At 73.1% G+C, this 20104-nt stretch carries 13 protein-coding genes and 2 pseudogenes; 8 read left to right on the top strand and 7 right to left on the bottom strand.

Annotated elements, in window-relative coordinates; translation table 11 throughout:
* Positions 1–45: 45 nt before the first annotated feature.
* Together ABEB13_RS35175 and ABEB13_RS35170 are read right to left on the bottom strand one after the other, a co-directional pair.
* The gene (locus ABEB13_RS35175; RefSeq protein WP_345708727.1) at positions 46–891 is read right to left on the bottom strand and encodes a MurR/RpiR family transcriptional regulator; all 846 of its coding nucleotides are present in this window, start codon (positions 889–891) and stop codon (positions 46–48) included.
* Positions 892–961: 70 nt separating this feature from the next.
* A complete protein-coding gene (locus tag ABEB13_RS35170) occupies positions 962–2119 on the bottom strand; it encodes a serine hydrolase domain-containing protein (protein WP_345708726.1) in 1158 nt (385 codons plus the stop codon).
* Positions 2120–2333: 214 nt separating this feature from the next.
* Here ABEB13_RS35170 and ABEB13_RS35165 point away from each other — a divergent pair, with 214 nt between their 5' ends.
* Genes ABEB13_RS35165 through ABEB13_RS35155 form a run of 3 tightly spaced genes read left to right on the top strand, consistent with a single transcriptional unit; the run spans position 2334 to position 5891 of the window.
* Positions 2334–3140, top strand: a complete 807-nt coding sequence (locus tag ABEB13_RS35165) for a GNAT family N-acetyltransferase (RefSeq protein WP_345709933.1) — start codon at positions 2334–2336, stop codon at positions 3138–3140.
* The gene (locus tag ABEB13_RS35160) at positions 3137–4285 is read left to right on the top strand and encodes an exo-beta-N-acetylmuramidase NamZ family protein (RefSeq protein ID WP_345708725.1); all 1149 of its coding nucleotides are present in this window, start codon (positions 3137–3139) and stop codon (positions 4283–4285) included. Before ABEB13_RS35165 ends, ABEB13_RS35160 begins: the two co-directional genes overlap by 4 nt.
* 25 nt (positions 4286–4310) lie before the next feature.
* Positions 4311–5891 carry a glycoside hydrolase family 3 protein gene (locus tag ABEB13_RS35155; protein ID WP_345708724.1) on the top strand — a complete coding sequence of 527 codons (1581 nt, stop codon included), beginning with the start codon at positions 4311–4313 and terminating at the stop codon, positions 5889–5891.
* Here ABEB13_RS35155 and ABEB13_RS35150 read toward each other — a convergent pair.
* From ABEB13_RS35150 to ABEB13_RS35135, 4 genes are read right to left on the bottom strand one after another with little or no spacing between them, the layout of a single operon-like run.
* Positions 5839–6672, bottom strand: a complete 834-nt coding sequence (locus ABEB13_RS35150) for a M55 family metallopeptidase (RefSeq protein WP_345708723.1) — start codon at positions 6670–6672, stop codon at positions 5839–5841. The genes ABEB13_RS35155 and ABEB13_RS35150 overlap by 53 nt on opposite strands.
* On the bottom strand, positions 6669–7625 hold the full coding sequence (locus ABEB13_RS35145; protein WP_345708722.1) for a S66 peptidase family protein: 957 nt from the start codon (positions 7623–7625) through the stop codon (positions 6669–6671). Before ABEB13_RS35145 ends, ABEB13_RS35150 begins: the two co-directional genes overlap by 4 nt.
* A 30-nt stretch (positions 7626–7655) precedes the next feature.
* Complete coding sequence (locus ABEB13_RS35140; protein ID WP_345708721.1) at positions 7656–9002, bottom strand: M20/M25/M40 family metallo-hydrolase; 1347 nt, start codon at positions 9000–9002, stop codon at positions 7656–7658.
* Between the two features lie 47 nt (positions 9003–9049).
* On the bottom strand, positions 9050–11041 hold the full coding sequence (locus ABEB13_RS35135; protein ID WP_345708720.1) for an alpha/beta hydrolase family protein: 1992 nt from the start codon (positions 11039–11041) through the stop codon (positions 9050–9052).
* A gap of 222 nt (positions 11042–11263) precedes the next feature.
* On the opposite strand from ABEB13_RS35135, the gene ABEB13_RS35130 reads away from it, so the two are divergent.
* Complete coding sequence (locus tag ABEB13_RS35130; RefSeq protein ID WP_345708719.1) at positions 11264–12592, top strand: type III PLP-dependent enzyme domain-containing protein; 1329 nt, start codon at positions 11264–11266, stop codon at positions 12590–12592.
* On the opposite strand, the pseudogene ABEB13_RS35125 reads toward ABEB13_RS35130, so the two are convergent.
* A pseudogene (locus tag ABEB13_RS35125) lies at positions 12516–13549 on the bottom strand (LysR family transcriptional regulator). The gene ABEB13_RS35130 and the pseudogene ABEB13_RS35125 sit on opposite strands and share 77 nt — an antisense overlap.
* 1195 nt (positions 13550–14744) lie before the next feature.
* Here ABEB13_RS35125 and rph point away from each other — a divergent pair.
* The 4 genes and pseudogenes from rph (at position 14745) to ABEB13_RS35110 (ending at position 20098) form a co-directional block, all read left to right on the top strand.
* A pseudogene (rph, locus tag ABEB13_RS35120) lies at positions 14745–17359 on the top strand (rifamycin-inactivating phosphotransferase).
* The gene (locus ABEB13_RS40890; protein WP_425559929.1) at positions 17340–17807 is read left to right on the top strand and encodes a YxiG-like protein; all 468 of its coding nucleotides are present in this window, start codon (positions 17340–17342) and stop codon (positions 17805–17807) included. Before rph ends, ABEB13_RS40890 begins: the two are co-directional and overlap by 20 nt.
* Before the next feature lie 282 nt (positions 17808–18089).
* Positions 18090–18260: a hypothetical protein gene (locus ABEB13_RS35115; RefSeq protein ID WP_345708718.1), complete on the top strand. Its 171-nt coding sequence runs from the start codon at positions 18090–18092 to the stop codon at positions 18258–18260.
* A gap of 365 nt (positions 18261–18625) precedes the next feature.
* Positions 18626–20098, top strand: a complete 1473-nt coding sequence (locus tag ABEB13_RS35110) for a glycoside hydrolase family 10 protein (protein WP_345708717.1) — start codon at positions 18626–18628, stop codon at positions 20096–20098.
* Positions 20099–20104 lie beyond the last annotated feature (6 nt).

Raw genomic sequence — 20104 nt, 5'->3', positions numbered from 1 at the left:
GTGCCCCCGGCGGGGGCACAACCTGCGGCTTCTCCATGCCCGCGGTCAGTGACCGCCCTGGCCGCGAACAGCCGTGTAGGTGCGCTCCAGGGCGCGCATGGTGCGGCTGTAGTTGCGCTGCGCCACGCCGACGAACAGGCAGTCCACCACAGTCAGCGCGGCGATCCGGCTGGACATCGCGCCGGAGCGGAAGGTGGTCTCCCGCACGGCGGTCGTCAGCACGTGGTCGGCCGCCTCGGCGATGGCCGAGCGGGGGAAGTTGGTGATCGCCAGGGTGGTGGCGCCGTTGTCCCGCGCCTCGGCCAGCGCGGCGACGGTGTGGACGGTCGCGCCGGTGTGCGAGATCCCGATCGCCAGGTCGCCGCGGCCGAGCAGCGCCGCGGAGGTGAGCGCGCCGTCCGGGTCCGCCCAGGTGTTGACCCGCCGGCCGATCCGGTGCAGCTTCTGCTGCAGGTCGAGGGCGACCAGGGCGCTGGCGCCGACCCCGTACAGGTCCACCGCGTCCGCGCCGACGACCGCGTCGACGGCCCGCTTCAGGACCTCCAGGTCCAGCTGCGCGACGGTGTCCTCGACGGCGCGGGCATCCGCGAACCCCAGCTTGTTCACCACCTCGGCGAGGCTGTCCTTGGGGCCGATGTCGCTGCCGGCCGCCGCCCAGGCCGAGGACCCGTCCTCCATCCCGGCGGCGGCGGCCAGTCCGATCCGCAGGTCCGGGTAGCCCTTGAGGCCCACGGCGCGGCAGAACCGGATCACCGTGGTCTCCGAGGTGCGGCACTCCGCCGCGAGCTCGCTGATGGTCTTGGCCGCCACACCGCCCGGGTCGGCGATGGCCGCCTCGGCGACCCGCCGTTCCGAGGGCGGGAGCGACGGCACCAGTGCACGGATCTGCACGAGCACCGTCTGCGCCGGAGCGCCTCCGTCTCCCGCCGCCCTGGACCGGTCGGAGGGACGATCGCGCGGGTCACCTGCTGCTGTCATGTGAGAATCCTACGGAGTCGGAGTCGGTGGAGTAGCTGCCGGACGCATGGACGGGAGGACTCGGCGGAGGGCAGTGCGCCACGGCGGCGTGAACGGCCTTGCGCAGTTCCCGGACCCGCGGCCCGCGGCCCAGGTGGACGGCGTTGGTGAGCAGCACCGCCCAGACGCCGGTGACCGGGTCGAAGGCGAGGCTGGTCCCGGTGAACCCGGTGTGCCCGGCCGCCGAGCGCGGCCACGGGTCGCGGGTGTGGTCCCAGGTGTCGCCGCGCAGCGTCCAGCCCAGTCCCCGTACGCCGTCCAAGCCGCTGGTCCGGCAGCGCAGCGCCTCGGCCCGGACGCCGACGGAGAGGATCGGGCTGTCCTCCGCCAGCCAGCCGAGCCGCAGGTACCGGGCCAGGTCGGGCGCGGTGCCGAAGAGGCCGGCGTGGCCGGCCACGCCGCCGAGGCTCTCGGCGTTCTCGTCGTGGACCGTGCCGACCTTCGGCTCGCCGCCGGGCGGGGCCTCGGTCGCGGCGCAGCGGGCCCGTAGGTCCGGCGCGGGCAGGTATCCGGTGTCCGCGAGCCGGAGCGGGTCGAGCACCAGGGCGCGGACGGCCCGGTCCAGCGGCTGCGCCGTGACCGCCGCGACGATCTCGCCGAGCAGGATGAAACCGAGATCGGAGTAGCGGACCACTGTCCCCGGCGGGTGCTCGAGGCCTTCGCCGAGGACGGCCGCGACGCGGTCGGCCGGGGTGCCGGGCAGCCGCCAGAAGTCGCGGTGCGGCGGCAGTCCCGAGCTGTGCGAAAGGAGTTGACTGATCGTCACCTCGCCCTTGCCGCTGCCGGTGAAGGTCGGCAGGTGCCGCCGCACCGGGTCGTCGAGCCGCAGCGCGCCCTCGTCGGCCAGCCGGAGCACCGCCGGGGTGGTGGCCACCACCTTGGTGAGCGAGGCGAGGTCATAGACGGTGTCCGGCGTGACCGGCACACCCGGGGGCCCGGCGGCCGTCCGGCCGAATGCGCAGGCGCGACCGGGGTCGGTCGCGCCGCGGCCGGTGAGCAGGACGGCGCCGGGCACGACACCGGCCTCCACGGCGGACCGGACCAGCTCGGCGGGGTCGGCATGGTCCGCGCCGTTCGGCGGGGCGGATTCGGGAGCACTCATCGCGATCCTCTGGTAAGTTTCCACCTGAAGTTAGGCTACTAATGTTAGCAACTTACGAAGGTGGTGGAACGGGCTTGTCGGCCATCTCCTCAACTACCCCCGGCCCGGGGTTCCCGTTGCGCACGGCGTCCGACGCCGACCTGCCCGCCCTGCGGGCCATCGCCCGCGCGAGCCTCGTCCACGACGAGGACGCCGAAACGGTCGTCGACCTGCTCTGGGCCGAGGCGGACCGCCACCCGTCGCTGCGCGTCGTCGCGGAACTGGACGGCGTGCCGGTCGGCTTCGCCCTGGGCTCCGTCCGCGCGGCCCGCGACACCGCCCCCGCTCCGGACACCTCAACCTGCTCGCCGTGCACCCCGAGCACCGGGGCCTCGGCCGGGGCCGGGCGCTGCTGGCCGCCCTGGAGCGCAGGCTCGCCGCCGAGGAGGTCGCCCGGCTGGTCGTCCGCGGCAACCCGCCGAACTACGCCTGGCCCGGCATCGACATCCGGTACACCCCCGCTGTCTGCCTGGCCGAGTCCAGCGGCTACGTGCGCGGCCAGGAGGGCCTCAACATGCGCGTGGACCTGCGGGCCGCCCCGCTGGACACCGCCCAGGACGAACAGCGCCTCGCGCGGGCGGGGGTGGCGGTGCGCCGACTGCGCGCCGAGGACGAACCGGCGTTCCGGCAGTGGATGCTGCACTGGGGCGGCGCCTGGGAGGGCGAGGGCGCGAAGGCGCTGAGCTACGATCCGCCGCGCGGCCACGTGGCCGTCCGCGACGAGCCCGACGGGGCACGCTTCGTCGGGTTCGCCTGCTGGGGCGTCAACCGGCTCTCCTGGTTCGGGCCGATGGGCACCGAGAGCTCCGAACGCGGCCTCGGCGTAGGCACGGTGCTGCTGCGCCGCTGCCTGGCCGACCAGCGCGCCGAGGGCCTGGAGGTCGCCGAGATCGGCTGGACCGCGCCCATCCACTTCTACGCCCTCGCCGTCGGGGCGACCCTGGGCCGGGTGTTCTGGACCTACACCAAGGACCTCGGATGACCGCCGTCCGGACCGGCCTGGACACCCTGCTGCGCTCCGGTCGGCCGCTGTTCGCGGGCGAGCGGGTCGGGCTGGCCACCCATGCCGCAGCCGTCACCGCCGACCTCCGGCACGGCGCCGATGCCCTGCTCGCGGCCGGGGCCGACCTGCGCGCCCTGTTCGGCCCGGAGCACGGCATGCGTGGCACCGCCCCGGCCGGCGCGTCCGAGGGCGAGCGCCGGGACGCGGGGACCGGCCTGCCCGTCCACGACACCTACCTCAAGGAGGGCCCGGCACTGGCCGAACTGGTCGAGCGGGCGGGCATCGACGTGCTGCTGGTGGACCTCCAGCACGTCGGGGTGCGCTTCTTCACCTACGAGTCCACGCTCTACGACCTGATCGCCGCAACCGCGGCGACGGGCACCCGGCTGGTGGTGCTGGACCGCCCCGACCCGCTCGGCGGCCACGCCGTCCAGGGCCCGCCGCTGGACGAGGCGTTCAGCTCCTTCGTCGGCCGCACCCCGCTGCCGCTGCGGCACGGCATGACCATGGGCGAACTGGCACCGCTGTTCGCGGAGCGCCTCGGCGCCCCCGTCCCCGAGGTCGTCCCGCTGGAGGGCTGGACCGGCGGGGTGTGGCAGTCCACCGGCCTGCCCTGGGTGCCGCCCTCCCCCAACCTGCCGACGCCCGCCGCGGCGCACTGCTACCCGGGCAGCTGCCTGTTCGAGGGCACCAACCTGTCGGTCGGCCGGGGCACCGCCACACCGTTCGAGTTCGTGGGCGCGCCCTGGCTGGACGGCTCGCTCGCGGCCGGGCTCCGGGCCCTGGACCTGCCCGGCGTGCGGTTCCGCGAGGCATGGACCAGCGCGACCGCCGACGTGCACGCCGGCGAGCCGGTCTGCGGCGTCCAGTGGCACGTGACCGACCCGGACGTCTTCGAACCCCTGACTGCAGCAGTCGAGTTGCTCGCCCTGCTGCTCGCCCGGTGGCCGGAACGGTTCGCCTTCCGCGACCGGCACTTCGACCTGCTGGCGGGCGGGGACCGACTGCGCACCGACCTGCTCGCCGGGGTCTCGCCGCAGCGGATCACCGCCGCCTGGACGGCCTCCGCCGAGCAGTTCGCCGGCCACGACCGGCTCCCCCACCTGCGCTACCCCCGCGCCTGAGCCCCCACGCCCCGAGGAGACACCCGTGCGGCGACCCGACCCCGAACTCCTTGCCCTGGCCGACGCCGTCCTGCAACCCGGCTTCGTCGGCACCGAGGCACCCGACTGGATCCGCCGCCGGCTCGCGGACGGTCTCGGCTCGGTGCTGCTCTTCGCCCGCAACGTCCGCGACCCCGAGCAGGCCGCCGCCCTCACCGGCGCGCTGCGCGCGGAGAACCCGCACATCCTGATCGCCGTCGACGAGGAGGGCGGCGACATCACCCGCCTGGAGGCCGCCACCGGCTCCTCCTACCCCGGCAACCTGGCGCTGGGCGCCGTCGACGACACCGATCTCACCGAGGCGGTGGCCCGATCGATCGGGGCCGAGCTGCGCGCGGCCGGGATCGACCTCGACTACGCGCCCGACGCCGACGTCAACAGCAACCCGCGCAACCCGGTGATCGGCACCCGTTCCTTCGGCAGCGACGCCGAGCTGACGGCACGTCATGTCGCTGCCTATGTCAGGGGCCTGCAGAGCTCCGGGGTGGCCGCGTGCGCCAAGCACTTCCCCGGCCACGGCGACACCGACGTGGACTCGCACCTCGGACTGCCCCGGGTGGACCTGGACGTGGCGGCCCTCGCCGCGCACGCCCTGCCGCCGTTCCGCGCGGCCCTGACCGCCGGTGCGCGGGCGGTCATGACGGGACACCTGCTCGTCCCCGCCTACGACCCGGACCGGCCCGCGACGGTCAGCGAGCGCCTCCTTCAGGGCCTGCTGCGGGAGGAGCTGGGTTTCGACGGCCTGGTGGTCAGCGACGCCGTGGAGATGGCGGGCGTCCGTGCCCACTACGGCCTGGCCGGCGCGACGGTGCGGGCCCTGGCAGCGGGCGTCGACCTGGTCTGCATCGGCGACGGGTCGACCGAGGAGCAGGTGCTGGCCCTCCGTGAGGCGATCGCGGACGCGGTCGCCGACGGGCTGCTGCCCGCCGAGCGGCTGGCCCGAGCGGCGAGCCGGGTACGGGAGTTCGGCGCCTGGTCGCGCGGGCTGCGCGCGGCGGCCACCCGGACGGCGCCCGACCGGGAGCTCGGACTCGCCGCCGCCCGGCGCGCCGTCCGGGTCTCCGTGCACACCCGGGGAGCGCTGCCGCTGCAAGGCCCGGCCCACCTGGTCGAGTTCGGCGTCCCGGGCACCGTGGTGCAGGGCGACGGCGTCCCCTGGGGCCTCGGTCCCGCGCTGACCGGCCTGCTTCCGGGCAGCACCCGGACCACGCTGGCGGCGGACACCCCGCACGACCCTGCGGTGGAGTCGGAGGTCCTGCGCGCGGCCCGCGGTCGCGCGCTGGTGCTGGTCGTCCGCGACGCCCACCGCCGCCCCCACCTGCCGGAGTGGACGTCGGCCCTGCTCACCCGGCGCCCCGACGCCGTCGTCGTCGAACTCGGCCTCCCCGGGCGGTACCGGGCGGCGCCGCCCAGGTCGACACCCACGGCGCCTCCCGTGCCTGCGCGCTGGCCGCCGCCGAGATCCTCGCGGGCCGCACGGCGACGTGGCCGGGCCCCGCGCGGCCCGGCAGGGTTCAGCCGTAGTTGTTCTCCACGGCCGCCGCTGCCACGGTGGTCACCGTCTTGAAGGTCCGGATCAGCCCGTAGGCGCTGTCGGCCGTGTACGCCACGCGCCGCACGTCGGTACGGCGGACGGTCGGAACGACAGCGGTGGCGGCGGCCAGGTGAGCCGCGTCGAACTCGACCTCCACCTCGAAGGTGCGGCCGGTCGCCGACTCGGCGCGCAGGCAGAGCGAGGCCGCCCGGCGCGCCGCCGCGCGGATCTGCTCGAAGGTGACCGCGGGCGGCCGGCACACCGCCGCGTAGCGGCTGACGCAGTCCTTCACGGCGGCGGTGACCGCGCCTGGGGCGTAGCCGGCCGCATCCCGGCAGGCCAGGTCGTCGCCGGTGACGAGCACCACCGGGACGCCGAACTCCGCGGCGACCAGGGAGTTGAGGTATCCCTCGCTCGCGGGGACGTCGTCCACCCACACCCCGGTGACGGAGTTGGCGAGATAGGTGTGGGCGAGGACGCCGTCGGCCCCCGCGCCGGTGTGGTAGCCGACGAAGGCGACACCGCACGTGTCCGGACGCTGGACGCCCTCGACCATGGTGAGGTCCTTGTGACGGCCGGCGAGCAGCTCGGCGCGCGGGTCCAGGTCCTCCAACAGCAGGTTGCGCATGGTCGCGTGGGCTTCGTTGACCAGGACCGAGGTGGCGCCGCCGTCGAAGAACCCGGCGATCGCCGCGTTGACGTCGGAGGTCAACATGGACCGGCAGCGCTGCCAGGCCGGGGTGCCGGGTTCGCAGTCGTCCGGCCAGGTCACGCCGGTGGCCCCCTCCATGTCGGCCGAGATCAGGATCCTCATGCCTGCTCGCTTTCCTGATGGTCCGTCAGCACCTGGTCCAGGAAGGTCAGGGTACCGCTGTCCGCGTCGAGCCGGGCGCGGACGCCGACGGGGTAGGTCTGCATCGCGGTGCGGTGGCCGATGTTCGCCCCGGCGAGCACCGGCACGCCCAGGTCGCCGAAGCGTTCGGCGAGCAGGCGGTCGACCTGTTCGGGGGCGCCGCAGTCGGTGAAGGTGCCGAGGAGGATCCCGGCGACCCCGTCGAGGTAACCCGTGGCGCGGCGCAGCTGGGTGAAGGCCCGGTCCAGCCGGTACGGCTTCTCGTCGATGTCCTCCAGGAACAGGATCGCGTCCCGTGCCGGGTAACAGGTGTCGGTCCCCAGGCTCGCGGCGAGCAGGGTCGCCGTCCCGCCGATGGTGACGCCCTCGGCGACGCCCGGGTGCAGGGTGCGCGCCGCGGGGAAGCGGAGCCCGGTGACCTCCCCCGGTGTGCGGAGCAGCTTCATCAGCTGCCGGAAGTCGTACTCGTCGGGGCCCTCCCGGAAGCCGCCGCAGGCGACCATCGGCCCGAAGAGGGAGACCCAGCCGAGCTTCGCCGCGAGTGCCTCCAGCAGCGCGGTGACGTCGGAGTAGCCGACCACGGCCTTCGGGGCGGAGGCGTCGATCCGGCTCCAGTCCATCCGCTCCAGGGTGCGCTGCATGCCGTAGCCGCCGCAGGCCGTCAGCACCGCGGCGTAGCGGGGGTCGGTGAGCGCCCGGGTGAGGTCGGCGGCGCGCAACTCGTCGTCGCCGGCGAGGTAGTCGTACCGTCCTCCGGTGGCGCGGGCCGAGGCGAGGACTTCCGGTCTCAGCCCGACGGAGGCCAGCGCGCGCAGGCCCGACTCCAGGTGGTCCCGGTCGCCGACGGGTGAGCTTCCGCAGAGGACCGCGACGGTGTCGCCGGGGCGCAGGGCGGGTGGGCGCGACAGGGTCATGCGGGTCTCCACGAGGTGGGGAGTACGGCTTCAGGCGAAGCTGCGGGGGTCGGTCAGCAGGTAGCTGGTCAGGACACGGGCACCGAAGGCGAGGCTGTCGGTGAGGACGTGCTCGTCGACGCCGTGCACGTACCGCCAGGCGTCGAAGCCGGCGGGGGTGCGGCCGGGGACGAAGCCGTAGCCGGGGATGCCGAGAGTGGCGAAGGCCTTGGCGTCGGTGCCGCCGCTCATGCAGTAGGGCAGGACCAGGGCATCGGGGTCGTGGGCGCGCAACGCGGCGGCGATCGCGGCGAAGTCGGGTGCGGTGTGGTCGGCGTGGACCGGGGCCTGGTGGTCTCCGGTGCGGGTCACGCCGGGGCCGAGCAGGGCGTCGACGGTGGCGAAGAACTCGGCCTCGGTGCCGGGCAGGATGCGCCCGTCGAGTGCGGCGACGGCCTCGCTCGGGATCACGTTGTGCTTGTAACCGGCGCGCAGCACGGTCGGGTTGACGGAGTTCGCGAGCGTCGCGGAGACCAGCTGTGCGGCGTCGCCGAGCGGGCTGAGGTCGGCGGGGTCGATCGGGTGGCCGAGGTGCCGGGAGAGGCCGTCCAGCAGCGCTTCGACGGTCGGGACCAGGCGCACCGGCCACTGGTGCTCGGCGAACCGGCGGATCACGGCGGCGAGTTTCACCAGCGCGTTGTCCTCGTTGCGGCGGGAGCCGTGACCCGCGGTGCCGTGCGCGGTCACGGTCATCCACGCGCTCCCGCGCTCGGCCGCGGCGACGGGGTAGAGCCGCCCGCCGCCGGGCAGGTGCACGCTGTGGCCGCCGGACTCACTGATCGCGGCGTCGACTCCCTCGAACAGGTGGGGGTGCTGCTCGACCAGGAAGCGGGCGCCGTACCGGCCGGTGTCCTCCTCGTCGGCGACGAAGGCCATCACCAGGTCGCGCGGGGGCCGGCGGCCGGTGCGCGCGAGGTGCCGGGCGAACGCGAGCATCATCGCGTCCATGTCCTTCATGTCCAGCGCGCCCCGGCCCCGGACCGCGCCGTCGCGGACCTCGCCGGAGAACGGGTGGCCGGACCAGTCCGACGGTTCGGCCGGGACCACGTCGAGGTGGCCGTGGACCAGCAGCGCGGGCGCCGTGGGGTCGGTCCCGGGGATGCGCACCACGGTGCTGGCCCGGCCGGGGGCGGACTCCAGGACGACCGGCTGCAGACCGGCGTCGGTCAGCTGCTCGGCGACCCACTCGGCGCAGGCGCGCTCGCCGCGGCTCTCGCCGCCGCCGAAGTTGCTGGTGTCGAAGCGGATCAACCGGGAGCACAGGGCCACCGTGTCGACGGCCAGGGTCGCCGCCTCGCCCGCGGTGGGGACGGGAGTGTGCGGGACGGGGTCGGACATGACCGGCACCTCCGGTTCGCAGGGGGTCGGATGGTCGGCGGCGTTCGTCACGGCGCGCCCATCACTTCGGCGTACAGATCGAGTTCGGCCTGCAGCGCGGCGGCGACGGTGGCCGCGCGGCGGAAGCCGTGGCCCTCGCCGGGGAACTCCAGGTACCGGAAGCACCGGCCGGGCCCGGGCGCCCGCTCGACGGCGTCGACCAGCCGCCGGGCCTGGTCCGGCCGGCAGATGGTGTCGTCCAGTCCCTGCAGCATGACGAAGGGGACGGTGATCGCGTCGGCGTGCGCCAGCGGCGACACCGCCCGGTAGCGGTCCCCGTCCTCGGGCAGGACCCCGAGCAGGGTCTCGATGTACCTGCTCTCGAAGTCGTGGGTCCGGCCGCCCGACCAGGTCTCGGGGTCGCTGATCGGGTAGTACACGGAGCCGCAGCAGAAGACGTCGGTGTGCGCGAGCGCGGCGAGCGCCGTCCAGCCGCCGGCGGAGCCGCCGCGGATCGCGGTGCGGCGGGGGTCGGCGAGCCCGGCCTCGGCCAGCGCCCGGGCGACGGCGACGCTGTCCTCGACGTCGACCGTGCCCCAGGAGCGGCGCAGGCGGTCCCGGTAGGCCCGTCCGTAACCGGTCGAGCCGCCGTAGTCGACGGACGCCACCGCGTATCCGCGGCTGGTGAACAGCGAGATCACCGGACTGCGGGTACCGGTGGTGCGGCTGGTGGGGCCGCCGTGCACGTCGATCAGCAGCGGTGGGAGCCGGTCGGCGGGTCCGTTGTGGCCCGGGCCGGTCGGCGGGTAGTACAGGTAGGGGACCTCCCAGCCGCCCTCGACGCGGACGGTGCGGCGCCGGGGCACCGAGTGCCGGGGCCCGAAGCGGTCCTGGTCCGCGGGCAGGCAGCGGGCGACGGACGCGCCTGCCGCGCGGCCGTCCTGAGGCGGCGCCAGGGTGATGCGCAGCGGGGTCGCGGTCTCGGTGGGGCTCGCGGCGACCACCGCGACCGCTGCGGCGTCGCCGCAGTGTCCGAAGGCGAAGTCGGTCCACTCCTCGGCCAGTTCGGTCAGGGCGCCGGTGTCCGGGTCCCACAGCTCCAGGTGCTGGGCACCGTCGCTCCTGCGCAGCAGCACGCCCGCGGCGGTGACGGCGAAGGAGGTCGCGCCGACGCGCCAGAGCGCATGGGAGTACTCGGCCTCGGCGGGCAGCACGCACACGCTCCTCGCCCCGTCGCCGGCCGGAGCGACCAGGTGCAGGTTCCACCAGCCCGCAGGGTCGGCCATCGCGTAGAGAGTGTTGCCGTCCGCCCACTCCGCCTGCGGGACCGAGACGCCGTCACCGCCGAGCACCCGCGCGGGTTCGACGACGACGCCGCCGTGGATCCGACCGACCATGAGGTCGCTGCTGTCCCACGGCATGTCGGGGTGGTCCCAGCCGATCCAGGCCAGCCGGGAGCCGTCGGGGCTCAGCCGGATGCCGGACAGGAAGTGGTGCGAGCGCGCGACGACGCGGACGGCGTCCGGGGCGTCGGCGGCAACTCCGGACAGCGGTACCGCCACGATGTCACGGGTGGTGCGGGGCGCGGGGTCGCTCTCGCCGCCGGGGTCGGTGCGGGTGGTCTCGCGGACGCACCAGACCTCGCCCCCGCCCGGCCCCCGGATCGGATCGGCGTAGGCGGTGCGCACGCCCTCCGGGTCCGCGGGCGTGAGCGGGACGGGGGCCTCGTCCGCGGCCGGCCCGGCGTCCACGTGGGCCGAGTAGAGCCGCCGGTCGGCGGAGTGGGTGAACACCAGCCGGTGCCGCGGGCCGTCCGGCACCACCAGGTAGGGCCGGCCGCCGTAGCCGATGGCGGCGTTGCCGACCGACCAGTCCTCGCCGAGCACCTGCTGGGCCGGGGCGCCCGGCGTGGTGCAGCGCCACAGGCGGACCCGCGCCGCGACCGGGTCGGCGGCGCACCACCACGTCGCGGCACCGGCCGTGGTGGGCCAGAGCAGGGCGCCGTGCTGGGCTGCGACCGCCTGCGGGGTGATCGACGGGGCCCCGGTGCCGTGTCCCATCGCCCGGTCGCGGGGGCGGCCTCGGCCATGGCGTGCTCCTCGGTTGAGTTCCCTGTGCGGCGTTCCACCGCGGTGAGGCGATGGTGGCGGCCCGCGGGTCAACGACCGGGCCCCGGGCGGAGATGTGGTGACTGAGCACCGAGGTCTTCGATGCCCCGGTCGAATTCCTCCGTCGTCGTGCAGGCTGATCGAAGGTTTCCCACTCTTCTCCCGAGGAAAGCGATGCTCTCGACGCCGATCGCGGCCTCCGCCCGCCAGGCCCGGCGGGACCGGGCCGTACACGCCGCCGCTCATGGCCTGCTGGACAGGCTGGACCCGCCGCTCGCGGCCTTCGTCGACCTGGCCGGGATCGCGGAGAGCGTGCACGGGCTGCGCTCGGCCTGGCCGTCCGGCCTCGACGTGCTGCACGCCTTCGCCGCCAAGGCCAACCCCCTGGTGCCGGTGCTGGCGCAGTTGCGGGAGCACGGCATGGGCTGCGAGGTGAGCAGCCCGGGCGAGTTGGCGCAGGCCCGGGCCGCCGGCTTCGCCCCCGGGGCGCTCGTACTGGACTCCCCCGTCAAGACCCTCGGTGAGCTCGCGGACGCGCTGGCCTCGGGCATCGCCGTGAACATCGACAACTTCGAGGAGCTGGAGCGGGTCGACCGGCTGATCACTCCCGACCTGCCCGAGCCGCGCGTGGGCGTCCGGCTCAACCCGCAGGTCGGGCTCGGCGCGATCGAGGCGATGTCGACGGCCGGCCGCACCACCAAGTTCGGCATCGCACTGGACGATCCGGGCAACCGGGAGCGCCTGCTGGACGCCTACCGGGCCCGGCCGTGGCTGCGCTGGGTCCACGTCCACGTCGGCTCGCAGGGCGTGCCCCTGGAGCTGAACGCGGCCGGGGTGGCCGCCGCCGTCGGCTTCGCGCAGGAGGTGAACCGGCAGAGGCCCGGCCAGATCGTCGGCATCGACGTCGGCGGCGGCCTCCCGGTCGACTTCACCTCCGACACCGACAGCCCGACCTTCGCCGACCACGTCGTGGCCCTGCGCCGCGCGGCGCCCGCACTCCTCGACGGCACGTTCCGGGTCGTCACCGAATACGGCCGCGCGGTCATGGCGCGCAACGGGTTCGTGGCCTCCCGCGTGGAGTACACCAAGACCTCCGGCGGCCGGCGCATCGCACTCACCCACGCGGGCGCCCAGCTGGTGACCCGCACCGCCTTCGCCCCCGACCTGTGGCCGCTGCGGGTCCTGGCCTACGACCGGGACGGCCTGCCGAGCCGCACCGAGCCGGAGGTGCAGGACATCGGCGGCCCCTGCTGCTTCGCCGGCGACCTGCTCGCCCGGGAACGGCTGCTGCCGCGACTGTCGGCAGGCGATCTGGTCGTCGTGCCCGACACCGGCGCCTACTCCTTCTCCTCGCCGTTCCACTACAACAGCCTGACGCCGCCTCCGGTCTACGGCTTCGACGTGGACGGCGACGGCGAGGTGCGCTTCACCGTGCTGCGCGCCGCGGAGACCGTCGACGACGTGGTGGCCCGCAGCGGCGGCATCCCCGCGGGCCGCGACTGACGCCGAACTCCCGCTCAGGAACGCGCGTCCCCGGCCCCCACCGGGGCACCGCCATCGGCAGGTTCGCCGCGACGCCACCCAGGTAGGCGAGGAAGGTGCCGAGCAGCGGATTCGGGTTCCCGGGACGGGAGGCGACGCCCACCTTGCGATACAGCCGCGGCCCCGCCAGGCGTGTGGTCCGCACGCCGAAGGTGTCGTTGATGCCGAGGCTGGGCACCAGAGCGATGCCGAGCCCGGCCCGGACGAGCCCCAGGGTCACTTCGTAGTGGTCGCTGCGGCAGCGGATGTTGGGGACGAACCCCTCCAGGGCGCAGGCCCGCTCCAGCACCGACAGCCCCGGCGAACCGGTCCCGGAGGAAGTGATCCACTGCTCGCCCGCCAGTTCCTGCAGCCGGACCTGGGCCCGTCGCCCCGCCGGGTGCCCGGCCGGCACCACCAGGTGCAGCGGGTCGTGCAACAGCTCCCGGACCTGCACCCCGTCCGGCGGTGTCCACGGAGCGAGGGGGTAGTCGAAGACGACCAGCGCGTCGACGGCGCCCTGCTGCACACCGTCGGCCAGCTGCTGCGGCTCCCCTCCACCAGGTCCAGCTCCACGGCCGGGTACCGTCGGGAGAACCGCGACAGCGCCTGCGGCAGCAGCCGGTAGCCGGCCGAGGCGAAGAATCCGATTCGCAGGTGCCCGGAGTCCGCCCGGGCCTGCGCCTGCACATCCTTCTCTGCGGCGTCCAGCAGCGCGAGCACCTCCTGCCCGCGCAGCGACAGCCGCCGCCCGGCCGCGGTCAACCGCAGGCTCTGGGCCCCGCGTTCCACCAGCCCGATGCCCACCTCCCGCTCGAGCTGCGCAAGTTGGTGCGAGATGGCGGACGGCGAAAGTCGCAGCTGCCGCGCGGCACCGGCGATGCTCCCCGACCGGTCGATCTCGGCGAGGACGTGCAGGCGGTGCGCATTCAGCGTCATGTTGCTTTCTACCGCAACTCACTTATCTCCAGCAACTATCTTCCGAACCCCTCGCCTCAGGGCGCCTTCGGACCGCCATCGGGACAGGAAGGCCGCGGCAGCGTCGGGGTACTGGAACGTGGCGGCGACGGAGAAGTCGGTGGCGGAGGCGATGGCCACCGCCCCCTCCTTCGGTGCGCGGCAGGACGAACGAGCCGAAGCCCTCGGGCCGGCCCGCCCGGAGCGGGAGCGATCCTGAGCAGTCGAAGCGGAACAGCGCCTGGAAGTCCGCGAAGGCCTGGGCGGTGTCCTGGCCGGCAGGCCGGGCTGCGTCCGCCCGAATGGTGCATCGACGGTCACTCGGCGATCCACCTCGCCCTGCAACCGCGGCTCCATCGGAAGTCCGGGCTGACCTGCCGGGTCGTCGTTCGGTGCGGCCGGAATCTCCGTCCGCTGTCCCGTCATGACGAAGGACCGGGCAACGCGGGATCGGCGCCGGCTCATCCAGGACAGCCGTCCGGCTGCCTCCAGCGCAGCACCCGACCCGGTGGCCGGCCACCTGGGTGTCGAAGTCGACGTGGACCAGGCCGAAGCTCTGATGGAACCCTCGGCCCGCCGGACAGACCGTCATCGTATCCGTCGGCGTGGCCCGCAGAGGCCGTCCTGGCGGAGACGACGGTCTGGCTCCTTCCAGTGACGCACGCATCCGTCACGACGCCTCGGTCCGCAACATCGAGACGGAGAGCAGTGGGCCGGCAAGCTCGTCCCCGGCAGTCGCGTGGCGTGACGCCTCCCGCGGGCGGCGACGCGCCCGACGGCGTTCGGGCCTTGCCGACAGGCGTTCGGGCCTTGCCGAGAAGGGAAGCCTGTCAGTTCCAGTCGACGGACAAAAGGCAAAGGCAAGGAGATCAGTCTCTCCCTGCCACTCTTAACCTATAGCGCACCGGGGGCTTGCGGCAAGACCCACGTCACGGCGCAGAATCAACGGCCGAGGTCACGACCTGAGGAAATGAGGGCACGACGTGCGGGTGTTGTCGTCGACACTCTGGGGACGCAGTGACGCCGGACGAGTGGCACGAGAGGCAGTGCGGTTGCGGGCGCCCGGGGCGAAGGTGCGGGGGTGTGTGCCGCGCGGCCGGGCCGGGCGGCCGGCCGATTCGTCGGAGGGAAGGCGACCGGAGATGAGCCGGGACACGACGGCCTCGGAGGAATCGCGATGACCGAGCAGTACCTGTGCGACCTCCACGAGGCCGACCGGACGCAGGTCGCGATCGTCGGCGGCAAGGGCGCGCACCTGGGCGAGCTGTCCCGGATCGACGGCATCCGCGTGCCGGCCGGCTTCTGCGTGACGACAGACGCCTTCCGGCGGATCATGATGGAGGCGCCTTCGATCGAGGGCCGGCTCGATCGGCTGTCCCGCCTGAACCCGGACGACCGGGAGGCGATCCGCGCGCTCAGCGCGGAGATCCGCCGGACCATCGAGGGGATCACTATCCCGGGCGATCTCGCGGTGGCGGTCACCGACGCGCTCGCCCGGCTCGGCGAGCAGGCCGCCTTCGCCGTCCGGTCGAGCGCCACGGCGGAGGACCTGCCGACGGCCTCCTTCGCCGGCCAGCAGGACACGTACCTGAACGTCGTGGGGCCGGCGGCGGTCCTCCGGCACGTCAGCCGGTGCTGGGCCTCGCTGTTCACCGAGCGAGCCGTGACCTATCGCCAGCACCACGGCATCGACCACCGCACGGTCCGGATGGCCGTGGTAGTGCAGCGGATGGTCTTCCCCCATGCGGCCGGCATCCTCTTCACGGCTGACCCCGTCACGGGCAACCGGCGGGTCGCCACGGTGGACGCCGGCTTCGGTCTCGGCGAGGCCCTGGTGTCCGGCCTGGTGAACCCGGACGTCTTCAAGGTGCGCAACGGCGAGGTGACTGCCAGGTCGATCGCCACCAAACTGCGCGCCGTCCACGCCCTGCCGGCCGGCGGTACCCAGGAGGTGGCGATCGACCTGCAGCGGCAGGAGCAGCCGGCGCTGACCGATGCCCAGGTGGTGCGGCTGGTACAGCTCGGGCGACGGATCGAGGCGCACTTCGGTCACCCGCAGGACATCGAATGGTGCCTGGTCGACGACGACTTCCGGATCGTCCAGAGCCGGCCGATCACCACGCTGTTCCCCGTCCCCGGGGCCGGCGACCAGGAGAACCGCGTCTACGTCTCCGTCGGCCATCAGCAGATGATGACCGACCCCATGAAACCCCTGGGGCTGTCCATGTGGCAGCTGACGGCGATGGTGCCGATGCACGAGGCCGGCGGGAGGCTGTTCGTCGACGTCACCGGGCGGCTGGCCTCGCCCGCGAGCCGCGCCGGCCTGCTGGACCTCGTGGGGAGAGGCGATCCGCTGGTCCGGGACGCGTTGGAGACCGTCCTCGACCGCGGCGACTTCGTTCCGTCGCTCCCGGACGCGGGTACCGCGGCGCCCGGGAGGCCCGTGGGGCCACCGGCCGGCGGCACGTCCGCTGCGATCGGGAACGATCCGGCCATCGTCACCGAGCTGGTCGCACGCGGCCAGGCCTCCCTCGCCGCCCTGCGGCGCGACATCCGGACGAGGAGCGGACCGGCGCTGTTCGACTTCCTGCTGGACGCCTTCGAGGAGCACAAGCGAGTCCTCGGTGATCCGCTGAACATGCAGGCGATCATGGCGGGGATGGAGGCCACCTGGTGGCTCAACGACACGCTGCATGAGTGGCTTGGCGAGAAGAGCGCGGCCGACACGCTCACGCTGTCCGCCCCGGGCAACGTCACGTCGGAGATGGGACTGGCGCTACTCGACGTCGCCGACGTGATCCGCCCGCATCCGGAGGTGGTGGCGTTCCTGCAGGGCGTACAGCACGAGGGCTTCCTGGACGAGCTGACGAAGCTCGCGGGCGGGACCGAGGCGCGCGATGCCGTCGAGGGCTACCTCGACCGGTACGGCATGCGCTGCGTCGGCGAGATCGACATCACGAGGCCGCGTTGGAGCGAGCGTCCCAGCACGCTCGTGCCGGTGATCCTCGACAACATCAGGCTCTTCACACCGGGCGCGGCCCAGCGGCGCTTCGAGCACGGGCGGCAGGAGGCGCAGAGGAAGGAACGGGACGTACTGTCGCGCTTGCGGGCCCTGCCGGACGGCGAGCGGAAGGCCGACGAGACCAAACGGATGATCGACCGGGTCCGGACCTTCATCGGGTACCGGGAGTACCCGAAGTACAACATCGTCAGCCGCTACTTCGTCTACAAGCAGGCCCTGCTGCAGGAGGCAGAGCGCCTCGTGCAGGCCGACGTGCTCCGTGAGCCGGAGGACGTCTTCTACCTCACGTTCCAGGAGTTCCACGACGTCGTGCGCACCAAGCAGGTGGACGGCCGGCTCATCCAGCGGCGCAAGGAGACGTTCCGTTCGTACGAAGCGCTCACACCGCCCCGGGTGCTCACCTCGGACGGCGAGGCCGTCGCCGGCTCGTACCGGCGCGACGGCGTGCCGGCCCGCGCCCTGGTCGGCCTACCGGTCTCCGCCGGGACCATCGAGGAAGGGCTCGCGTCATCCTCGACATGGCGCAGGCCGACCTGGAAGCGGGCGACATCCTGGTCACGACCCACACCGACCCCAGCTGGTCACCGCTGTTCGTCGCCATCGCGGGCCTGGTGACGGAGGTGGGCGGCTTGATGACCCATGGCGCGGTGATTGCGCGGGAGTACGGCTTGCCGGCCGTCGTGGGCGTGGACCAGGCCACCCGGCTGATCCAGGACGGGCAGCGGATCCGTGTGCACGGAACGGACGGGTATGTCGAAATCCTGCATTGACCGACCACATGCGCGGCTACGAGGTCATCGTCGGCGCAACGGCTGCTCCCCGTACCGGCATCGTGCCGTCCCGCCTGGCCTGTACCCGGGAGCCACGCTTCTCTCCGAGCCGGAGGTGACCCGCCGCTGGTCACAGGCCCTCGGGATCGGCTTTCACGAGGTGCGTGTCGAGCCCGACAAGTCCAACGTGACCTCGCTCTTCCGGGACCTTCAGGTGAGCGAGGCCGGTCGGATCCACACCCTTCGTCGCGGAGCAGGGTTCACGGCATGTTTGGTCATTCCCGATCCCGCATGCTCGCCGATCGCCCTTTGCGCTGTCCTGGCGGGCCCCTTGCTGGACCTACAAAACTTTCGCGTACAGATCCGCAAGTTTTTGCGCACAGCGCAGGCGAACAGGCGGGATTCGTCACGGATCCGGTCACGTTCTTCGACTTTCATCAGTCAGTAAGCCCCTGACCAGCTCCTTTCAGGGCCTTCGCAGGGCGACACTATCGCTCTTTCGACCGAAAGTATTGACAGCCTCTCGGGCCCGGGCCAACCTGGTCGCCGTCGACGAGTCCGAGCGACCTTGGACCCGGGACCGAGACGCCAATCGCTCTCGTGCACAGCGATGTTGATGCCAAGTCGGTTGCACCGTCGAGCGGCGCCGGCCGTCCGCCCCATCCCTTCGCGATCAGCGGCGGCGCAGGGCGCCACCCATCCCCACCCGCCGGCAGGACGGATCACCCACATGAGCTCTCCCCGACTCGGGATCCACCGCACCAGCCGCCCACGGCGGCCGGCCGGCAAGGTCTCGTGCGTCCATGCGCCGGCCCTCGCGACGGCCGTGATCCCGCCCGGCAACGTCGCCGCCGGCAACACCCGGGGTTTGACCATCACGAAGGACAGCAGCACCACCTGACCGACGGTCACCGGTAGCGCGAGCTGACGGCCCACCAGCGCGCAAAGTGTTGACAACACGCACGACCCGTTGGAGATTATCTGGACATGACAAGGAGGGTGCTCGCCAGAAATTGTTAGCGTTAACGGAAGGCGTCGACGGGCAGGCTCGATCCCTCCCGCCGGCCGACCCCACCACTGCGTGAGCCGCGCGCGCCAACCGACAGCGAGGCTCGTGGTCGGGACCGGCGACCACGTGTCGGACACCGCCCGCACCACCCGGCAGGAAGACACGGCCGAGTACGCGCTCGCACAACCGTCCGGCCGTCGCACCGGTCCCCGACCGCTGCCGCAGGCTCACCCCACCCACAAGGAGAACGATCCGCCATGCCACGGCTCAACAAGAAGCCCCGTCTCGGCAAGGTCCTGACGGCCACCGCATGCATGGTCGTCGGCTCGGCCGCGGCCGTCACCGCGATCCCCGCTGCTCATGCCGCCGGGGCGAACGCGCTGGGTGCGGCAGCGGCCGGCAGCGGCCGCTACTTCGGCACCGCAGTCGCCTCGGGCAGGCTCGGCGACTCGACGTACTCCACCGTTCTCGACCGGGAATTCACCATGGTCACCCCCGAGAACGAGATGAAGTGGGACACCGTCGAACCCTCCCGCGGGTCGTTCAACTTCGCCCCCGGCGACGCGATCGTCAATCACGCCACCGCCCACGGCCAGCGGATGCGCGGCCACACCCTGGTCTGGCACTCACAACTGCCGTCCTGGGTCGGCTCCATCGGCGACGCGAGCACCCTGCGCGGCGTGATGGACAACCACATCACCACCGAGATGAACCACTACAAGGGCAGGATCTACGCCTGGGACGTGGTCAACGAGGCCTTCGCCGACGACGGCAGCGGCCGGCACCGCAGCTCGGTGTTCCAGAACGTGCTGGGCGACGGCTTCATCGAGGAGGCCTTCCGCACCGCCCGGAACACCGACCCTTCGGCCAAGCTCTGCTACAACGACTACAACATCGAGAACTGGTCCGACGCCAAGACGCAGGGCGTCTACCGCATGGTCAAGGACTTCAAGTCCCGTGGTGTGCCCATCGACTGCGTCGGCTTCCAGAGCCACTTCGGCGCGGGCGGCCCGCCGGCGAGTTTCCAGACCACCCTGTCCAACTTCGCCGCGCTCGGCGTGGACGTCCAGCTCACCGAACTCGACATCGCCCAGGCGTCCGCCACCGCCTACACCAACACCGTCAAGGCCTGCCTCGCCGTCACCCACTGCACGGGCATCACGGTGTGGGGAATCCGCGACAGCGACTCCTGGCGCACCGGCGAGAACCCCCTGTTGTTCGACAACAACGGCAACCCCAAGCCCGCCTACAACGCGGTACTCACCACCCTGAACACCGCCGGTGGCGGCACGCCGGGCGGAGGCATCGTCCCGGGCGGCGTCTACACGCTCTCCGATGTGGCTGCCGGACGCGTTCTCGACGAACCCGCGGGACAGAACGGCAACGGCACACCGCTCCAGGTGTGGGACGCCAGCGGCGCCGCCAACCAGCAGTGGCGCGCCACCGGGAACAGCGACGGCTCCTACACTCTCACCAACGTCGCCAGCGGCCGGGCCCTGGACGAGCCGGGCAACCAGACGGGCAACGGGACGAGGATCCAGGTCTGGGACTCCAACAACGGCGCCAACCAGCACTGGAAGGCCGCCACGAACAGCGACGGCTCCTACACCCTGACCAACGTCGCCAGCGGCCGGGCCCTGGAGACCCCCGGCGGTCAGACCGCCAACGGCGCTCCCGTCCAGATCTGGGACTCCACCGGCGGCACCAACCAGCACTGGAACTTCAGGTGAGCCGAG

Origin of the sequence: Kitasatospora paranensis (assembly GCF_039544005.1) — a bacterium.
GTDB classification, from domain to species: Bacteria; Actinomycetota; Actinomycetes; order Streptomycetales; family Streptomycetaceae; genus Kitasatospora; species Kitasatospora paranensis.
This window is presented reverse-complemented; position numbering and strand designations above follow the sequence as displayed.

Excerpts from the sequence above, each read along its gene's own strand:
- ABEB13_RS35170 (WP_345708726.1), bottom strand. The coding sequence starts at position 2,119 with ATGAGTGCTCCCGAATCCGCCCCGCCGAACGGCGCGGACCATGCCGAC.
- ABEB13_RS35160 (WP_345708725.1), top strand. The coding sequence starts at position 3,137 with ATGACCGCCGTCCGGACCGGCCTGGACACCCTGCTGCGCTCCGGTCGG.
- ABEB13_RS35150 (WP_345708723.1), bottom strand. The coding sequence starts at position 6,672 with ATGAGGATCCTGATCTCGGCCGACATGGAGGGGGCCACCGGCGTGACC.
- ABEB13_RS35145 (WP_345708722.1), bottom strand. The coding sequence starts at position 7,625 with ATGACCCTGTCGCGCCCACCCGCCCTGCGCCCCGGCGACACCGTCGCG.
- ABEB13_RS35140 (WP_345708721.1), bottom strand. The coding sequence starts at position 9,002 with ATGTCCGACCCCGTCCCGCACACTCCCGTCCCCACCGCGGGCGAGGCG.
- ABEB13_RS35135 (WP_345708720.1), bottom strand. The coding sequence starts at position 11,041 with ATGGGACACGGCACCGGGGCCCCGTCGATCACCCCGCAGGCGGTCGCA.
- ABEB13_RS35130 (WP_345708719.1), top strand. The coding sequence starts at position 11,264 with ATGCTCTCGACGCCGATCGCGGCCTCCGCCCGCCAGGCCCGGCGGGAC.
- ABEB13_RS40890 (WP_425559929.1), top strand. The coding sequence starts at position 17,340 with ATGTCGAAATCCTGCATTGACCGACCACATGCGCGGCTACGAGGTCAT.
- ABEB13_RS35115 (WP_345708718.1), top strand. The coding sequence starts at position 18,090 with ATGAGCTCTCCCCGACTCGGGATCCACCGCACCAGCCGCCCACGGCGG.
- ABEB13_RS35110 (WP_345708717.1), top strand. The coding sequence starts at position 18,626 with ATGCCACGGCTCAACAAGAAGCCCCGTCTCGGCAAGGTCCTGACGGCC.